Here is a 17,650-nt window from a genome sequence, read left to right as displayed (position 1 = left end):
GGTGAGGGCGCTTTGCTTGCGAAGCATTGCTTCGCAAGCGCCCGAACGCACAGCCGCCAGCGGCTGGGCCGGGCCCCGGAGGGGGACTTGCAGCGCCCCCCGCAACCGGCCCCACCCCGCCATCCCATGGAAACCCCGCTTTTGCTGTTGCTGTAGAGGTTGCCGGCCAGCGGCCGGCACTACCGCAGGTGCAGGGCTGCAAGCCCTGCCGAACAACTCCCTAATCGTGACCGCTGTCGTCCAGGCTGATGATCCCGCGCCGCAGCGCCTGGGTCACCGCATGCGTGCGATCACCCACGCCCAGCTTGTCCATCAGGCTCTTCATGTGCGCCTTCACCGTCTGCTCGGAAATCTGCATGCGCTCGCCGATGCGCTTGTTCGACAGGCCCCCGGCCACATGCCTCAGTACCTCGGTTTCGCGCGGCGACAACCGGTCTTCCACCACATGCGCGGCGATGCTGGCCGCCACCGCCGGGGGAATAGGTGCGCGGCGGCCGCCAGCGACCATGCGGATCGTATCGACCAGCTCATGGCGCAGCATGTCCTTCAGCAGATAGGCGCTGGCGCCGGCCTGCAGTGCCCTTACCGCACGTACGTCACCGCGGTAGGTGGTCAGCACGATGATGCGCGCGCGCGGGTCCATCGCGCGGATCCGCACGATCGCTTCCACACCATCCAGGCGTGGCATCTGCAGGTCCATCAGCACCACGTCGGGCTGCAGCCGCTGGTAGCAGGCGATGGCTTCCTCGCCATCGGCGGCCTCGCCGAGCAGGCGCAGATCGGGTTGTGCGCCCAGCAGGGCGGCCAGGCCGTCACGCAGCAGTGGATGGTCATCGACTACCAGCACGCCGATCGGGGCAGGGGACTCAGTCATGGTTTGGTTTACCCCAAGGCCAGCGCCAACGCGATGGGCGGCGGTGATACAGACGCCGGGCGGGAACCGCCAGCGCGACTTCGGTTCCCAGTCCGGCGCGGGTCCACAGCTGTAGTTCCGCACCGAGGCGCTGCGCGCGCTCACGCATGCCCTGCAGGCCCCAATGACCATGGCCGGCATTGTCGTCGGCGATGCCGACGCCATCGTCGCGCACGTGCAGCAGGAAGCACCGCGTGCCGTAGGACAGCTCCACTTCGATGGCGCTGGCGTTGGCGTGACGCAACGCATTGCGGATCGCCTCACGCCCGATCAGGAACACTTCTTCGGCCGCGTCGGCCTGCAGCGGTGGCGTTGCACCTTCCACGGTCAGGCGCAGTGGGTTGGTGCCATGCCCGGCGTACTCGGCGTGCACATCGGCCAGTGCCGAAGCGAGGTCGCGGCCAGCGAACGGTCCCTCACGCAGGGCATTGACCCGCTCGCGGCCCTCGGCCAGGTTGCGCTCGGCCAGTTGCATCGCCGATTCCAGCTGGCCGCGTACCGGCTCCGGGGTCTGCGGCGACTGGCTGATCGCGTGCAGGCGCAGGATCAGGCCCTGGCTGCCCTGCAGCAGGGTGTCGTGCAGGTCGCGTGCGATGCGTTCGCGTTCGCCATTGCGTTCCTGCAGGCGCGCGCGGAACAGCGCGGCCAGCTGCCCGCTGCGGATGCGCACCGCCATCACCAGCAGTGCGAGGATCGCGGCCGCACACAGCAGCTTGAACCACACCGTCTGCATGAAAGTGGGGGCGATGCGGAAGCTGCGACTGGCCGGTGCAGTGCTCCAGATGCCGTCTTCGTTGGCGGCTTCCACCTCGAACCGGTAATTGCCCGGGGCGAGGTTGGTGTAGTACGCCCGCGTGCTGCTGCCGGCATCCTGCCAGCCGTCGTCGACGCCGGACAGGCGATAGCGGTAGCGGTTGCGCTCCGGACGTGCCAGCGACAGCGCCACGTAATCGATCTGCAATTGGCTGGTGCCGGCCGGAAGGCGCAGGCCATCGCGCAGTGGCTCGTGCTCACTGCCATACAGCACTTCGCCGATGCGCACGCTGGGCGCCATGGTGTTGACGTGCGAGCGGGTGGTGTCCAGCCAGGCCAGGCCCTGGTTGGTGGCCAGCCACAGCAGTCCGTCATCGGCCAGCGTGGCGGTGGCGATCGGTCCGCTCTGCAGGGCGATGCCCGGCATGCCATCCACCGCATCGAACAGGCGTGGCGTCACCGGCAGCCCGGTGCGCAGCGTCCGTCGCAGCTGATCGCTCCCCAGCCGGACCAGGCCACGGCTGCCATTGAACCAGAGGTGTCCGTTCGGATCGGCCACCATGCCGGTGATGCCTTCCAGTACGCCGGCCATGTCGGTACGCACCGGAACGAAACGACCGTTGCCAACGCGCGCAGCCAGACCGGCTTCGCCGGCGACCAGCAGCAGGTCCTGGTGATGCAGCATTGCGGTGATCGGCCCGACCGACAGGCCCTGGCTGGCATCGAAGCTCTCGATGTGGCCCGCGCTCATCCGGCGCAGGCGGCCGTCGGCATAGCCGAGCAGCAGCTGGCCATGGGCATCCAGCGCCAGCGATGAGCAGGCCTGCTCGGGCAGGCGGACCTCGCGCTGCCATTGGCCATGCAGGTAGTGCAGGACGCCGCGTTCACCCGTGCACACCCATGCCTGCGCGTCGTCGGGGAACAGCAGGGCGTGCAGCGGTTGCCCGGTGAACGGGGCCGGCAGCGGGATCAACGAGGTGTGGCCGGCGACCGTGCGCGCAAGATTGACCCAGTCGAACTGCCAGATCGGCGTGGGTGCCTGGCGCGCGGCGGCCTGCAGCTGCGGGGCACTGCCATCCAGCAGAGTGCGCCGCAGATCGTAGGGTTTGAGGTCTTCGCCATAGCCATACACGCGGCCATCGCTGGCCCGCACCAGCGAGCGGTAGGGATCACTCGGGCCCACTGCCAGGGTGTGCACGCTGCGTGCGCGGAAGCGGTTGAGGCCGAGGTTGGTGCCGACCCAGAGATTGCCTTCGCGATCGACGATGATCGGCACCGCGGAGGTGGCGGTCAGCCCGTGCGGCGAATCGAATCGCTCCATGCGCACGGCGCGGCTGCCGTCGAAGGTGATGCGGGCGACGCCGCCGTGCGGGCTCATCGTGGCCCACAGCGCGCCATCGGCAGTGAACTGCAGGCGTGCAGCAACCAGTTCCGGAAGACGCCGCGCTTCACGTTCGCTGGCCGCCAACAGGCCCTGCGCGTTGGCCAGGGGTGAGGTGCCGCGCACCCGGTCGGCCAACCACACTTCACCCTGCGGGCTTTCGGCCAGCGTTGCCATCTGCGAGACCGCGATGCCGGTGTCCTCGAACGTGGTCTGGCCGGCCGCACGCATCCAGATCTTCAGGTCGGCCAGCACCCAGAACCTGCCCCGGCTGTCGTGCAGCACCCACTGCACACGGCGCTCGGGCAGGCCGGCTGCGGCCGGCAGTGGCTGCCAGCGCTGTCCATCAAAGCGGCGCAGCCCGCCATTGACCGCCGCCCACAGCTGGCCCTGGCGATCCTGGCTGAAGCGTGGGACCACGCCGACCGGCACCCCCTGCTCGCGGCCGTAGTTGTGCAGCCTCCCCTGTGCGAACCGGCTGATGCCGGCCTGGAAGTAGCCGATCCACAGGGCACCGTCGGCTGCATGCGCCAGCGTGACCATGTTGGTGGACGGGAACTGGCTGCCGACGGGCGCTGCCTGCCGTTCGAAGCGACGGCCATCAAAGCGGTACAGGCCCGAGCCGGTGGCCAGCCACAGCAGGCCGTCGCGGTCCTGGGTGATGTCCCAGATATCGCCGGGTGCACCCTGGCCGACCCGCCACGCGGTGTGCTCGTAACCGGGCAGCCCGCCGCTCACCGGCGGGCGCTGCACGGCAAAAGCGGGCAGGGCGGTCCACAGCAGCAGGCACGTCAGCAGCGTCGGCAGGCGACGCAGGAACGGGAAGGGGCGGCCACGCATGGCGCGCATTCTGGCAGGTGCGGGGCAGTCCGGGGTGACCCGAACGGGGTAGGCGGTCGCCGCCGCGGTCGGTTATCACGCCGGCATGCCCTGTGGAGCCCGGCCATGCAGCGCCTGTTCGTGATGTTCCCCGACCGCGGGCCGGGCATCGGCCTGCTGTGGCTGCGGCTGTGCCTGTCCGCGGCACTGTGCACGCCCGGCACGCATGCGGGCGGGTGGTCGGCGCTGTGCCTGCTGGCAGTGCCGATGCTCACGCTGGGTGTGTTGACGCCACTGGCCGTGCTGATGGCGGCCGTGGGCCTGTTCGCGCAGCAGGCGCCGTGGTCACATGTGGTGCTGCCCTTGGCGCTGTTGATGTTGGGCCCTGGCGCCTATTCACTGGATGCGCGCTTGTTCGGTCGTCGCCTGCTCGGGCGTCGGCCTCCCCCATTCGGGTAGGTGCTGGCCTCGACCGACGGGGGTAGGGCATCGTGCGGCGGCCACGCACCATGGGGCACCCCCTCGCGGCGTCCCGCATGGCCACCGTCTTTTCGCCCGATCCGCCCGCCGTGGCGCTGGCACCGCAGCAGGCCGCCGCATTGCAGCGCGCCCTGCGCTATGTCGATGAGCACCTGTCGCAGCCGCTGCGGGTGACCGAGCTGGCCGCAGCCGCCTGCGTCAGCCGCTTCCATCTGGTGCGCCTGTTCCGGACCGGTACCGGCGCCAGCCCGCTGCGCTACGTGCGCCGTCGCCGCATCGAACGTGCGCGCCAGTTGTTGCCGGTCGCGCAGCTGCCGATGTCCTGCCTGGCGCAGCAGCTGGGCTTCTTCGACCAGAGTCATTTCGTCCGCAGCTTCCGCGCCGAGACCGGCTGCAGCCCCGGCCAGTACCTGGCCGGCGATGCGGCCCTGTCGCTTCCCCCTGATCGTGTTTCCAACGGAGTCCAACCATGAGCCTTGCCACCGCCACGCCCGCCCCGGCCCTGTTGTCGCCCACCGACCATGCCCTGGTGCTGATCGACTTCCAGTCGCAGATGGCATTTGCCACCCACACCATCGACATCTCCGCGCTGCGCAACAACGTGTCGTTGATCAGCAAGGGCGCCAAGGGCTTCAACGTGCCGGTGCTGCTGACCACCGTCGCCGAAGCGTCGTTCTCCGGCCCGATGTTCCCGGAACTGCCGGAGATCTTCCCGGGCCAGACGGTGTTCGACCGCACCTCGATGAACACCTGGGAAGACCAGCCGGTGATCGACGAGATCAACCGCATCGGCAAGCGTCGCCTGGTTGTTGCCGGCCTGTGGACCAGCGTCTGCATCGTGGGACCGGCGCTGTCGGCGCTGGCACAGGGCTTCGAGGTGTATGTGATCACCGATGCCTGCGGCGATGTCAGCGAAGAAGCCCACGAGCGTGCGATCACCCGCATGGTGCAGGCCGGTGCGGTGCCGATGACCAGCGTGCAGTACCTGCTGGAGCTGCAGCGTGACTGGGCGCGTGGCGAGACCTACGAGCTGACCACCGGCATCGCCCGCGACCACGCCGGCGGCTACGGCATCGGCATCCAGTACGCCAAGCGCATGTTCGGCGCACAGGAAGGCGGGCACTGAGCATGCTGGCTGGCCATGGCCTCGACCTGGCCCTGTTGATGCTGCGCGTGGCGGCAGGAGGCTTTCTGCTGCCCCACGCGCTGGGCAAGCTGTTCGGTTGGTTCGGCGGTCCTGGGCTGGCCGGCTTCGCCACCGAACTGCGCGGCTTCGGCCTGCCAGCGGTGGCACCGCTGCCGCTGCTGCTGGCCCTGCTGCAGGTGCTGTCAGGGCTGGCCGTGCTGCTGGGCTGGCAGACCCGCGTCGCCGCGATTGCAGCGGCGGCCTTCATCGGCTTCACCGTTCTGTTGGCCCTGCCCAAGGGCTGGTTCTGGATGCGCGGTGGCAGTGAGTACCCGTTGATGTGGACCACGGTACTGCTGGCCCTCGCGCTGACCGGGCCCGGCGCCTGGGCACTGGACGGCCAACGCCTTCCGGGAGATCTCGCATGAGTCACGATCCACTCGATCACGGCCGCCGCAACGTGGTGCTGGCCGGCAGCGCCGCGGTGGCGCTGGGCCTGGCCGGCCGTGCCGGTGCCGCACTCGATTCCACTTCCAAGGAGCGTCGCATGAGCACGCTGGTCATCCGCAATGCCCGCATCACCACCCTTGACCCACAGCAGCCGCATGCACAGGCACTGGCCGTGCAGGAAGGGCGCATCGTCGCCGTCGGCAGCGACGAGGAGATCATGCGTGGCTGGGGCAATGAAGCGACCCTGATCGACGCCCAAGGCCGGCGCCTGCTGCCCGGCCTCAACGACAGCCATACCCACCTGATACGTGGTGGCCTGAACTACAACCTGGAACTGCGCTGGGACGGCCTGCGTTCGCTGGGCGATGCCTTGGACATGCTGAAGGCGCAGGTCGATCGCACGCCTGCACCGCAGTGGGTGCGCGTGGTCGGTGGTTTCACCGCCACCCAGTTCAACGAGAAGCGCCTGCCCACGCTGCAGGAGCTCAACGACATCGCGCCGGACACGCCGGTGTTCCTGCTGCACCTGTACGACCGGGCGCTGCTCAACCGTGCCGCGTTGCGCGCCTGCGGCTATACCAAGGACACCCCGGATCCGCCGGGCGGGCAGATCGTGCGTGATTCGCTCGGCAACCCGACCGGGCTGCTGCTGGCCAAGCCCAACGCGCTGATCCTGTACGCGACCCTGGCCAAGGGTCCGAAGCTGCCGATCGAGTACCAGGCCAATTCCACCCGTCATTTCATGCGTGAGTTGAACCGTCTCGGCATCACCTCGGTGATCGACGCTGGCGGTGGTTTCCAGAACTACCCCGAGGACTACCAGGTCATCGAGCAGCTGCACCGCGATGACCAGCTGACCGTGCGCATCGCCTACAACCTGTTCACCCAGAACAAGGGCAAGGAAGTGGATGACTTCCGCGGCTGGAGCGAGATGCTGCAGCCGCGGCAGGGTGATGACCTGCTGCGCCACAACGGTGCCGGCGAGATGCTGGTGTTCTCGGCGGCCGACTTCGAGTTGTTCAACGAGCCGCGCCCGGAACTGCCGCCGGAGCTGGAACCGGAACTGCACGATGTGGTGAAGCTGCTGGTCGAGAAGCGTTGGCCGTTCCGCATCCATGCGACGTACGACGAGAGCATCACCCGCATCCTCGATGTGTACGAACAGGTCAACCGCGAGGTGCCGTTCGATGGCCTGCACTGGTTCATCGATCACGCCGAAACCATCACCCCGCGCAACATCGAGCGCATCCGTGCGCTGGGTGGCGGCATCGCCGTGCAGCATCGCATGGCCTATCAGGGCGAAGCCTTCGTCGAGCGCTACGGCGTGCAGGCCGCGCGGCATACGCCGCCGGTCAAGCGCATGCTGGCCGAAGGCGTGCCGGTCGGTGCTGGAACCGATGCCACCCGTGTGGCCAGCTACAACCCATGGGTGGCGTTGTCCTGGCTGGTGACCGGGCGCACCGTCGGCGGGCTGGCCCTGTATGGCGATGAGAACCTGCTCGAACGTGAGCAGGCACTGCGCCTGTGGACCCAGGGCAGTGCCTGGTTCTCCGGCGACGAAGCAGTGAAGGGTACGTTGAAGGTCGGCCAGTTGGCCGATTTCATCCTGCTCTCGGCCGATTTCTTCCGCGTGGATGATGCGCAGATCGCCGACATCACCAGCGTGTTGACCGTGGTCGGTGGCCGCATCGTGCATGCCGACGCCGACTATGCAGGGCTTGCGCCGCAGCTGCCGCCGGCGATGCCCAACTGGTCGCCGGTCAACCGGTTCGGTGGCTACCACGTCGGCGGTACCGCCACCGGGTTGGCCGCCGCCCATCGTCACCATCACGGCGTAGCCTGCAGCACTCACGGTGCTCATGGTCATGCTGCACGGCACGCGGCGCCCACCGATGACCTGACCGCGTTCTGGGGTGCGATGGGATGCTCGTGCTTCGCATTCTGAGCCTGGCACTGCTGGCCGTGCCATCGCTGGCGCTTGCCTGCGAGGGGGGCCGCTGCAGCGACGCCGGTGACGGCCAACTGCAATGGGATGCGTCGCTGCGTGTGCGTGGGCTGTACTACGACCCGACCCGGTTCGGCATTGGCGGCAGCGAGGATGGCTATGGCCTGCTGCGTGCCTTGGCATCGGCCACCTATGTGGAAGACACCTGGCAGGCGAAGCTGCAGCTGGGTGTGCATGGTGAGAGTGGCAAGGCCGGCGGCCCGGGTCGCACCGACCGCAGCGCGCTGGATGTGCAGCAGGCGTACTGGCGCTGGCAGCGCGATGGCTTCCATCTGCAACTCGGCCGGCAGGAAGCCGGCTATGGCAGTTCACGGCTGCTGTCGGTGCGCGACGGGCCGAACATTCGCCTGGCGTTCGACGGTGCGCGTGTGGGTTGGAAAGGCCGCCAGGGTACGCTTGATCTGATGGCATTGCGGCCAGTGGAAAACCGACCGGGTGCCTTCGATGATCGCGGCGAACACGGCGCCCATCTCTTTGGCGCGTATGCCACGACGGCGCGCGGGCAGCGGGCGGGCCAGTGGGATCTGTATCTTCTGGACTACCGCCGTGAGGGGGCGCGCTTCGCTGGCGGTGTGGGTACCGAACGTCGGCAGACCGTGGGCGCGCGCTGGTTCGGCCAGGCCGGGGCGCTGGACTGGAACAATGAGCTGGTGGCGCAGGGCGGTGAGCTTCGGACGACCGCCGGCACCCTCGATATCCGCGCCTGGACGCTGGCGACCGATACGGGGTGGCGCTGGACGAACCTGCCGCTGCAGCCGCGGCTGGGGTTGAAGGCAGACATCGCCAGTGGCGATGGCAACCTGCATGACGGCCGCCTGGGAACCTTCAACGCTTTGTTCCCGAAGTCGGCCTATTTCAGCGAGGCCAGCCTGCTGGCCCCGGCCAACCTGATGGACCTCCAGCCGACCCTGACCCTGCGCCTGCACGACGCGGTGACGACGGAACTGGGCGTACAGATGGCCTGGAAGCATCGTCGTGCCGATGCGGTCTACACCACGCCGGCACCGCTGGTGGCGTTGCCAGGCAGCGCCGGTGGCGCGCGCCGCATTGGCAATCAATACAAATCCGAAACACGCTGGCAGGCCAGCGAACACTGGCAATGGCAGCTTCAGCTGGCCTGGGGCGATGCCGGTCCTGCACTGAAGCAGGCCGGAGGCCAGGACACGCTGTTCGCCTCGATCGTTGGAGCATGGCAATGGTGAACGCAACCGCGTCGCAACCTTCCGCACAGGCCGCAGGCGCCTGGTCCCCGCTGAAGATCCGGATGTTCCGCTCGATCTGGCTGGCGATCCTGGCCAGCAACATCGGCACCTGGGTCAACGATGTGGCCGCCGCCTGGGTAATGGCCGAGCGCACCGGCTCACCACTGATGGTGGCGCTGGTGCAATCAGCCACCACGGTGCCGATCGTGCTGCTGGCGCTGGCCGCCGGCACCCTGGCCGACATCGTCGATCGCCGCAGGTACCTGCTGGCCACCCAGGGCTGGATGCTGCTGGTCGCCGCGGTGATGGCGGCCCTGACCGCGATGGACATGCTGACGCCGCAGCTGCTGGTGCTGCTGACCTTCTGCATGGGCTGCGGTGCGGCGATGGCGATGCCGGCACAGGCCGCGATCGTATCCGAACTGGTGCCGCAGCCGATGCTGGCCTCGGCGGTGGCGCTGAACTCGATCGGCATCAACATCGCGCGCTCGATCGGCCCGGCCATCGGTGGTGTGATCGTCGCCCAGCTCGGTGCGGTCTGGGCCTTCGGTTTCAACGCCATCACCTTTGCCGCGATGCTGTTCGTGGTGTGGGGCTGGAAGCGCGACCCGAAACAGTCCAGCCTGCCGCCGGAAGGCTTCGGTGCCGGCCTGAAGGCGGGCCTGCGCTATGCCAGCCGCGCCGGGCGCCTGCAGGCGGTGTTGATCAAGTCGGTCGGCTTCTTCTTCTTTGCTGCAGCAATGAATGCACTGCTGCCGGTGGTGGTACGCGGCCAGATGCAGGGTGGGGCGGGGCAGTACGGCATGCTGCTCGGCTGCATCGGGATCGGTGCCGTGGGTGGTGCGTTGTTGCTGCCGAAGCTGCGCGCGCAGATGGATCGCGACCTGCTGGTGCTGCTGGCCACGCTGTTGCTGGCGCTCAGCCTGGTCGGGCTGGCGCTGACCCGCAGCTGGTACGTGCTGCCCTTGGTGATGCTGATCAATGGCTTTGCCTGGATCACCGTGCTGTCGTCGCTGCAGATTGCCGCACAGACCGCAGTGCCAGCGTGGGTACGGGCGCGTGCACTGGCGCTGTACATCATGGTGTTTTCCGCTGGCATGGCGGCTGGTGGCCTGAGCTGGGGTGCACTGGCGCAGCGCACCTCGCCGGAGCTGGCCTTGCTGGTGGCTGCCGCGGGTGCGGTGATCGGCGGATTGCTGGTGTGGCGCGTGCGCATTGCCGGTACTGAAGACCTGAACCTGCGCCCGGCGGGACACTGGCCGGCACCGGAACTGTCGGTGCCGGTATCCAACGATCGCGGCCCGGTACTGGTCACCCTGGAGTACCGCATCGACGAGGCTGACCGCGCCGCGTTCCAGGCGCAGATGCGCGCGCTGGGCACGATCCGCCGCCGCGATGGCGCGGTGGTCTGGGGCGTGGTGGAGGATGTGGCCAGCCCGGGCATCCACCTTGAGTATTTCGTGACCCCGTCGTGGCTGGAGCATCTGCGCCAGCACGAACGCATCACCGCCGATGACAAGGCGATCCAGGAAGTGCTGCGCGGGCTGCATCGCGGTGAGCGTGCACCGGTGGTACGCCACTTCGTGGGTGGGCATGACCCGCTGCCGAAGACCGGGGTCCCGCACCACCACAGCGATATCTGACGTTCTCGTGGTAGAGCCGGCCGCTGGCCGGCTGCGCTGGATCGCGATGGATGATCGGATTGCCGGCCAGCGGCCGGCACTACCGAAGGGACGGCGGCGCCATTACGGCGCCGCCGCGGGACATCACTTGCGTGCGAACGCCAGCAGGTCGGCGTTGAACCGGTCGGCGTGGGTGACGGTCAGGCCGTGCGGCGCACCTGCGTACACCTTCAACTCGGCGTCCTTGATGATCTGCGAGGACAGCTTGGCCGAGGCATCGAATGGCACGATCTGGTCGTCATCGCCATGCACCACCAGCGCTGGCACATCGATCTTCTTCAGGTCTTCGGTGTAATCCACTTCCGAGAATTCGTGCACGCAGTCGTACTGGCCCTTGACGCCACCGAGCATGCCCTGCAGCCAGAACGAATCACGCATGCCCTGGGTAACGCTGTTGCCGTCGCGGTTGGCGCCGAAGAACGGCGTGGTCAGGTCCTTGAAGAACTGCGAGCGGTCACCGCCGGTGCCCTTGCGGATGCCGTCGAAGACCTCCAGCGGGGTACCGGCCGGATTGGCATCGGTCTTCAGCATCAGCGGCGGCACGGCGCCGACCAGCACCACCTTGGCCACGCGCTTGCTGCCGTGGCGCCCGATGTAATGGGCCACTTCGCCGCCACCGGTGGAGTGGCCGACCAGGATCGCGTCCTTCAGGTCCAGCGCCTCGAGCACGGCGGCCAGGTCGTCGGCGTAGGTGTCCATGTTGTTGCCGTCCCAGGTCTGGCTGGAGCGGCCGTGGCTGCGACGGTCGTGAGCGATCACGCGGAAGCCGTTCTGGCCCATGAACAGCATCTGCGGGTCCCAGGCATCGGACGACAGCGGCCAGCCGTGCGCGAACACGATCGGCTGGCCGGTACCCCAATCCTTGTAGAAGATGCGCGCGCCGTCGGCGACGGTGACGAAGTTGCTCATTGTGGTTTCCTTGACGGAAGGGAGGGAAGGCGCTGGCGTGGATGCCGGTGCCTTCGGCAGTACAGCGCAGCGCCAGACCGACGACTTGCACGGCTGTGCTGGATTACGCCGGATGTGACGTGTATCGCTCTGGCACGAAGCCGTGCCGGCATCGAGGATGGCGGCAGCCCTGACGAGGAGCCTGCAATGTCGAACGCGTGTTGGAGCCCGCTGTTGTACCTGCTGCTGGCCACGGGGGCGCATGCTCAGACCAACGTCTACAAATGTGTGGACGGGCCGCATCCGGTCTACCAGCAGACGCCGTGCCAGGGGCGCGCGGAATGGCGCTGGGAGGTGCCGGCGGAGCCGCCCTCGACAGGTACGAGCGCGGCCAAGGCAGCGAGCCCAGCTTCAATGCGTCCGCGTGTGGTGCAGCAGCGGCGTGCGCGGGCTGCAGTGATACCGATCAGCGCGGATCCCGCCGCCTGTGAGCGCGCGCGGCAGCATCGTGGGAAGGTGCTGGCCAATGGCAAGCGCATGGATTTCGTGCAGCGCCGGCAACTGGACGATGCCGTGCATGACGCGTGCCGTTGAAATGGAATGGTGCCGGAAACGACAACGGCGCCCGTAGGCGCCGTTGGACGGCACGCCAGGCGCTGGACCTCAGCGACCGTCGCTGGCGGCCGCCGGTGCCGGCGAGGGCACGCTGTCCGGCTTGGGCAGGCTCAGCTCCGGGTTGCCCTGTTCGGCCTGCAGGATCTGGATGCGGCGCTGCAGGGAATCCAGCTGGCTGTTGGTGCTCTGCACGTCGCTGCTCAGGCTGACCGCCTGCTGCTGGGCCTGCTGCAGGGCAGCGCTGACCTGGGCCGACTGTGCCTGCTGCTGTTCCATTTCCTGCTGCAGGGTGCGCAGGCGCTCCTCGTTGTAGGCCACCAGGCGCTCGGTATAGCGCTTGCCGGCTTCCAGTCGGGTGGTGTCGATGTAGACCTGGGCCAGCTGCTCTGACTGCTGCGCGAAGGTGCGGTAGACACGCTCGGCGTTGTCGACGGCATCGGTCTTGATCACCCGCCAGAAGTTCTTCTCCTGGAACAGGGCGACGTAGTAGGTCAGGGTGTTGGCATTGAACAGCAGGCTGGCGCCGTAGTTGCCGTTGTAGGTGGTGCGCAGCTCGGTCAGCTGGCGGGCATCCATCAGCTGCTTGAGCTCGTCAACGGTGTTGCGCACCACCGGTGCGGTACGTGCGGCCGGCTCTGCGGCTGCTTCGCGGTCGCCACGGGCAGCCATCGCCGCCGGTGCCACCAGCATCATGGCCACGGCCAGCAGTGCCGCGCCGCGCGCGTGCCGGGCGAAGACCGCGCCCCCTGAAGTTTCTCGCATGTCTAGACCATCCACGGATGAGTGTGGGTTGAGATGAAGGTGGTTCCCCGCCGGGAGTCTAGCATGTGCGCGGGCGCCGCCAAGGGCGCCCGTCACGGGTCAGTAGACCAGCTGTGCGGGCGTGCACTGGATGGACTGGACATGCACATCCGTACGGCCCAGTTCCAGGCCCAGCACCTGCGCCAGCAGCGAGCGCAGCAGGGAGCCGACGCTGTTGAGCAGCGGCTTCAGGACGTCCAGGGCGGGCTTCAGCAGGAAGCACAGCAGGCCCGAACAACTGACCGGGCCATTGCCGGGGGCGGTGACGCCGTCGCCGGCGAACTGGTCCAGGAAGCCGTCGTGGGCGGTCTGCAGGTAAGACGCGAGGTTCTGCGTCATGCAGTTGTTGTAGGCCTGGTCGCTCAAGGAAATCAGCAGGCTTGCACACCGGTTGACGGTCAGTCCGCCGAGCAGGCTACCCAGCAGTGCCGGCAGCACTCCCAGCCCTTCGCCAGTCACAGCCGTGCGATAGCCTTTCCAGACCGAGCCATCCTCCCAGCATGTGAGCAGGCCCACCAGGCAGGGTTTTGGAACACCCTTGGGTACATCCCACGCGCCCAAAGGCTTCAACCCCCGCGTCTGGTCGCCAAGTTCAAGCAGCTTGATGGACGCATCGACGTCGTAGCGATTGCGACCAACGTTGGCTGCTTTCAGGTAGCGATCGGCCAACTGCGCTGCGGTCGAGCCCTGGCTCATGCCATCGTCGCGCGGATCGAGCATGCCGGACAGTACGCGCAGCAGTTCGCTGACCAGCTCGGACACGGCGGTGCCCACCTCCAGGGAGTTGACCTGGGTTGAACCGGTCGCGCCGGCGGGGAGGGTGAGGCTTTGCGTGTCGGTCAGCGTATTGACCTTGATGCTGTCATTGATCAACGGGGCGCCGAGCAGTGTGAGCATCTGTTCCTTCTGCAGGGTGTCGCCACAGACATTCTGCTTGGAGAACCGCTCGCTGTCGGCCACCTTGCCGACGCAGGCGCGCAGCACGGAAGACTCGACCTTGATCGTCGCCGTGGGAGGCGTGCTGCCACATTGCAGGCTGGTGAGGGTCGCCATTGCGTTGGTCACGTCCGCATGGACCGGCAGCTTCAGGCGGATGCCCAGCAGTGAAAGCACGCCGCCTGCAACGGGAATGTTGTTGGTGTCGATGTCGAGGAAGACACGGATCTGCGCGTTGTAAGCGCGCGAGCCAACGCCACCGATGGCGATGGACGGCGGTTCCACCACAGCGGCTTTGGCATTGACCAGGCCCAGCAGGTTGAGTTCATCGACCGAGACCGCACGGCCGCCATTGGCGATGCTGATGCTGGTGCCGATCAGGTCCAGCACATTGACATCGGCCTGCAGCGCGCTGGAAATCGTTCCATCCGGCGCGACCACGCGTGCGAACAGGCCGCCACCGCTGTCATCGGTACCGAGTTTCACCTCCAGCTGCTTGAGGTCGATGCCCTTCACGACCAGGGCATTCTCCAGTGCACTCAGGTCCACGTGGGCAACGCCCTGCTGGGTGAGCAGGTCAACGGTCGCCTGAAGGATCTTGCCCAGCTTGACCTTGCGGCCGGCCAGCAGATTGTTGAACTCCGCCACGCCCATGTTGACGTCGATCGGAATGCCCAGTGCCTGCAGCAGTCCATTCGGGGTGATATGCGCCTGTGCAAGGCCGTCGTAGCCGAGCAGGGTGGTCTTGTCGAGGTCGGCGCCCACCAGTTTCAGGACATTTCCCAGTGGCGTGTTGCCATTGATGCGCAGCAGTTGCGAGCCGACACTGAAAACCGCCGTGGGTTCTGCACGGCGCGCCACCGCCTGTGCGGTCACGGTCGGCAGGCTGCTGTTCTGCCCGAAGAAGGGAAGCACCGCGCGGCGGGTGATGACACGGACAGCATTGCGTTGATTCGCTGCATCGACGACCGGGCTGAAGTGCCCTTCGGTGGCGCGGGTCACGTTCCAGTTTCCGCAGCGGATTTCCAGGCTTCCTGCGAAGGTGTTCTGGGTGAGTGCGCTCTGCCGCGCAGCACTGTTGTCGCTGTTGTCCGAGGTGCACAGTTCCAGTCGCTGCGCTCCGGCCAGTGCGGCCAGATCAGCGACTTTCTGTGCATCGCGCTTGGCCCAGAACAGGTAACCGATCTCGATCAGGCCCAGCATCGCCAGCAGTGCCAGCATGACCAGCATCATGGTGATCGACATGCCGCCCCGTGGGCGGCTGAAACTGAACTGGCGTGGGCGTTTCATGGCCTACCTCAGCGTCCGGATGAGGATGATCCCTTGGACTTGGCGACATCGGCTTCAAAGAAGTCCGGGATCTCGTGTTCGAAACTCTTCATGTAGCGGGCGTAGCTCAGCGTCGCCTGGTCGCCGAGGATCGGCAGGTGCTGTCCGGCCTGTTGCCCCGATGCCTGCAGGCGGAACAGGTTGCGCGTGGTATCGCCGATCTGGCTGCGGCCGGGCCGCGGGGCTGCAGTGCTGCCGTCGGTGATGGCCACTGCTGCAGGCGCCGCCTGCGGCACCGGTGCTGGCGGGGCCGCCAGGTCCACGGTGGGCAGTGACTCGGACTGCAGCGGCTGCGAAGCCGACGCAGCCGGCGTGCTGCCGCCAAGCATCTGCCCGGTCAGCGGCTGTTGCTGCGCCTGCACGGCGGCGGCTGGCAGCAGGCAGATCAGAACGGGCAGCAGGCGTCGGGTCAGGGGCGTCGCGGTCATGGTGTGTTCCCGTTCGGGTGGTCGGAGGCGCTGAAGCGTTCCAGCATCGAGGGCGGCAGGCGCTGCGGATCGCGTTCATCGCGGCTGTCGCGGCGCGGTTCCGCCGCCAGTCGCGTGGCGCCGGGCGGGTTGCCGGCGGCATCGCTGGCGAGAGCACGGGCAGTGGCCGGCACGACTGCGGCGGCTGCCGCTGCGGCCTGGCGCTGCTGCAGGCGGGCACGGATCTGCGCCGCCTGTTGCTGGATGCTGAGCCGGGTCTCGTCGTTGAGGTTCGCTTGCTGGGCGAGGCGTTCGGCGGTGGCGGTGTCGCCCCGCAGCACCGCCCAGAGGGCGAGGTTGGCGGTGGCCTTGGCATTGCCCGGCGACAGCTCCAGCGCCTTGGCCAGGGGTTCGCGCGCGCGCTCGAACTGCCCGGCGCGCAGCCGCGCATAGCCCAGGTCGCCGAGATAACTTGTATTCAATGGCTGCAGTTCGGTCGCCCGCGCCAACGCCTGCTCACTGCCGGTGTCGTCGTCGCGGCGCGCGGCAATCAGGCCCAGACCATGGGCGGCCGCAGCGGCCTGGGGGCCACTGGAAAGATCGCGGTACAGGGTGACCGCGGCATCGGCCTGGCCGGTCTCGCGCAGCGCGTCGGCCTGCAGCAGGCGCAACGCCGGCGGATCGCCGTAGCGCTGGCGGAAGGCGTCGACGTGGGCGAGCGAGGCATACCATGCGCCTTGCTGCTGCATGCGCTCGATCAGCTCCAGGTAGGCATTGCGGCTGTCCTGCGGTGCCGGTTCGGGCGCGGCCAGGCTGGGCGCGCGCAGGTACTTCGGCGTGGTCGATGCACAGCCGCTGGCGCCGGCAACGGCAGCCAGGGCAACAATGAGGCAGGAAGTGCGCAGGGCAGGCATCAGGGGGACCCCATCTTGGACATGGTGGTGGCCAGCGCGACCAGCGCCGGACCGGCAAGGACCAGCATCAACGCTGGCAGCAGGGTCAGCATCATCACCACGGTCATCTTCACCGAGAGCTTGCCGACCTTTTCCTTCAGCGTGTTGCGACGCTGTTCGCGCAGGCGGATGCTGAACTGCCGCAGGGGCTCCTGCACCGCGCCGCCATGGGCGTGCACCTGCAGGATCAGCTGCATCAGGCTGGTCAGGTCATCGTCGGCATAGACCTCGCTCAGCCGGCGCAGGGATTGTGCGCGCGTGCGGCCGTGGGTATAGGCGATGTTGGCCTCCTGCAGCTCGCCGCCGAGGACCGGCAATGCATCGCGCAGCTTGTCGCCTAGCGTCTGCAGGCTCTGGTCCATGCTGAAGCCCACGCCTTGCAGCAGACGCAGCAGGTCGATCAGCAGCGGCAGCTCGTTGTCGACCGCTCGTCGGCGCCGTTTCACCCAGGAGGAGAGAACGAACTTGGGCAGCAGCAGGCCGGCGGCGAGGGCGCCGATGATCACCATGATCCTGGCCAGCCCGGTGACGCTGCTGAATGTCAGCACCAGTACCAGCACCAGCACGGCCAGCAGCAGGCGCAGGCCGAGGTAGATGGCCGTACCGCGGCGGGTGTTCCACCCGGCCAGATCCAACAGCAGCCGGTCTTCATTGGCCAGCAACGCCGTTTCCAGCCGGCCGCCGCTGAGGGCACGGCCGAAGCGTTCCAGCCAGCCCAGCGAATCGTGCCGCGCAGGCTCGGTGTCACGGGACGCCTCGCGCGGCTGCAGGGCGGTCTTCAAGGTGGCCGTTGTACGTTGCTCACGATGGCTGCGTACCCAGCCGCCGATACCGAGCAGGGCGATACCGGCGGCCAGCACGAGCAGGGAGAGGGCGAACCAGGCGCTGGCGCTCATCGGTTGTCTCCGGC

The 17,650-nt window shown here is 67.7% G+C and carries 16 protein-coding genes; 8 read left to right on the top strand and 8 right to left on the bottom strand.

The genetic code is table 11. The features are described 5' to 3' along the window. Positions 1-220 precede the first annotated feature (220 nt). Together ACMZ91_RS13755 and ACMZ91_RS13750 are read right to left on the bottom strand one after the other, a co-directional pair. Positions 221-874 (bottom strand): response regulator, encoded by a 654-nt coding sequence (locus ACMZ91_RS13755; protein WP_032128093.1) that lies wholly within the window; start codon positions 872-874, stop codon positions 221-223. Next, entirely contained in the window at positions 867-3,896 is a 3,030-nt protein-coding gene (locus ACMZ91_RS13750; protein WP_414577958.1) for a sensor histidine kinase, read from the bottom strand. The genes ACMZ91_RS13755 and ACMZ91_RS13750 overlap by 8 nt, the downstream gene beginning before the upstream one ends. A gap of 96 nt (positions 3,897-3,992) precedes the next feature. Between ACMZ91_RS13750 and ACMZ91_RS13745 the strand changes: the two genes are divergently transcribed. The 7 genes from ACMZ91_RS13745 to ACMZ91_RS13715 all read left to right on the top strand — a co-directional run bounded on the left by ACMZ91_RS13745 (position 3,993) and on the right by ACMZ91_RS13715 (position 10,772). Continuing rightward, positions 3,993-4,325, top strand: coding sequence for a hypothetical protein (locus ACMZ91_RS13745; RefSeq protein ID WP_414577960.1), 333 nt, complete (start codon positions 3,993-3,995; stop codon positions 4,323-4,325). Between the two features lie 50 nt (positions 4,326-4,375). Continuing rightward, on the top strand, positions 4,376-4,819 hold the full coding sequence (locus ACMZ91_RS13740) for a helix-turn-helix transcriptional regulator (protein WP_345782073.1): 444 nt from the start codon (positions 4,376-4,378) through the stop codon (positions 4,817-4,819). Next, positions 4,816-5,472 carry a hydrolase gene (locus ACMZ91_RS13735; protein ID WP_049422794.1) on the top strand — a complete coding sequence of 219 codons (657 nt, stop codon included), beginning with the start codon at positions 4,816-4,818 and terminating at the stop codon, positions 5,470-5,472. Before ACMZ91_RS13740 ends, ACMZ91_RS13735 begins: the two co-directional genes overlap by 4 nt. Positions 5,473-5,474: 2 nt before the next feature. Continuing rightward, a complete protein-coding gene (locus tag ACMZ91_RS13730) occupies positions 5,475-5,900 on the top strand; it encodes a DoxX family protein (RefSeq protein WP_277778509.1) in 426 nt (141 codons plus the stop codon). 119 nt (positions 5,901-6,019) lie between these two features. Beyond that, positions 6,020-7,867, top strand: a complete 1,848-nt coding sequence (locus ACMZ91_RS13725) for an amidohydrolase (RefSeq protein WP_180837664.1) — start codon at positions 6,020-6,022, stop codon at positions 7,865-7,867. Next, positions 7,846-9,129: an alginate export family protein gene (locus ACMZ91_RS13720; RefSeq protein ID WP_414577962.1), complete on the top strand. Its 1,284-nt coding sequence runs from the start codon at positions 7,846-7,848 to the stop codon at positions 9,127-9,129. Before ACMZ91_RS13725 ends, ACMZ91_RS13720 begins: the two co-directional genes overlap by 22 nt. After that, positions 9,123-10,772, top strand: a complete 1,650-nt coding sequence (locus tag ACMZ91_RS13715; protein WP_277778507.1) for an MFS transporter — start codon at positions 9,123-9,125, stop codon at positions 10,770-10,772. Before ACMZ91_RS13720 ends, ACMZ91_RS13715 begins: the two co-directional genes overlap by 7 nt. A gap of 123 nt (positions 10,773-10,895) precedes the next feature. Here ACMZ91_RS13715 and ACMZ91_RS13710 read toward each other — a convergent pair whose 3' ends face one another. Further along, the gene (locus ACMZ91_RS13710; RefSeq protein WP_049398471.1) at positions 10,896-11,720 is read right to left on the bottom strand and encodes an alpha/beta fold hydrolase; all 825 of its coding nucleotides are present in this window, start codon (positions 11,718-11,720) and stop codon (positions 10,896-10,898) included. A gap of 186 nt (positions 11,721-11,906) precedes the next feature. Here ACMZ91_RS13710 and ACMZ91_RS13705 point away from each other — a divergent pair, with 186 nt between their 5' ends. Continuing rightward, positions 11,907-12,293, top strand: a complete 387-nt coding sequence (locus ACMZ91_RS13705; RefSeq protein WP_414577964.1) for a hypothetical protein — start codon at positions 11,907-11,909, stop codon at positions 12,291-12,293. A gap of 69 nt (positions 12,294-12,362) precedes the next feature. Here the strand turns inward: ACMZ91_RS13705 and ACMZ91_RS13700 are convergent, their stop codons facing one another. From ACMZ91_RS13700 to ACMZ91_RS13680, 5 genes are all read right to left on the bottom strand, one after another. Continuing rightward, on the bottom strand, positions 12,363-13,076 hold the full coding sequence (locus ACMZ91_RS13700) for a DUF2968 domain-containing protein (RefSeq protein ID WP_043402505.1): 714 nt from the start codon (positions 13,074-13,076) through the stop codon (positions 12,363-12,365). Positions 13,077-13,175: 99 nt separating this feature from the next. Continuing rightward, positions 13,176-15,341, bottom strand: a complete 2,166-nt coding sequence (locus tag ACMZ91_RS13695; protein ID WP_279912934.1) for a TadG family pilus assembly protein — start codon at positions 15,339-15,341, stop codon at positions 13,176-13,178. An 8-nt stretch (positions 15,342-15,349) separates the two neighbouring features. Next, complete coding sequence (locus ACMZ91_RS13690) at positions 15,350-15,808, bottom strand: DUF3613 domain-containing protein (RefSeq protein WP_049460955.1); 459 nt, start codon at positions 15,806-15,808, stop codon at positions 15,350-15,352. After that, complete coding sequence (locus ACMZ91_RS13685) at positions 15,805-16,701, bottom strand: tetratricopeptide repeat protein (protein WP_049460957.1); 897 nt, start codon at positions 16,699-16,701, stop codon at positions 15,805-15,807. The genes ACMZ91_RS13690 and ACMZ91_RS13685 overlap by 4 nt, the downstream gene beginning before the upstream one ends. Beyond that, positions 16,701-17,636 carry a type II secretion system F family protein gene (locus ACMZ91_RS13680; RefSeq protein WP_032128078.1) on the bottom strand — a complete coding sequence of 312 codons (936 nt, stop codon included), beginning with the start codon at positions 17,634-17,636 and terminating at the stop codon, positions 16,701-16,703. Before ACMZ91_RS13680 ends, ACMZ91_RS13685 begins: the two co-directional genes overlap by 1 nt. Positions 17,637-17,650: the final 14 nt, after the last annotated feature.

Origin of the sequence: Stenotrophomonas sp. FR024, from assembly GCF_047500745.2 — a bacterium.
Lineage (GTDB): Bacteria > Pseudomonadota > Gammaproteobacteria > Xanthomonadales > Xanthomonadaceae > Stenotrophomonas > Stenotrophomonas maltophilia_A.
The sequence above is the reverse complement of the archived record's forward strand: the minus strand, read 5'-3'. Positions and strand labels throughout refer to the sequence as shown.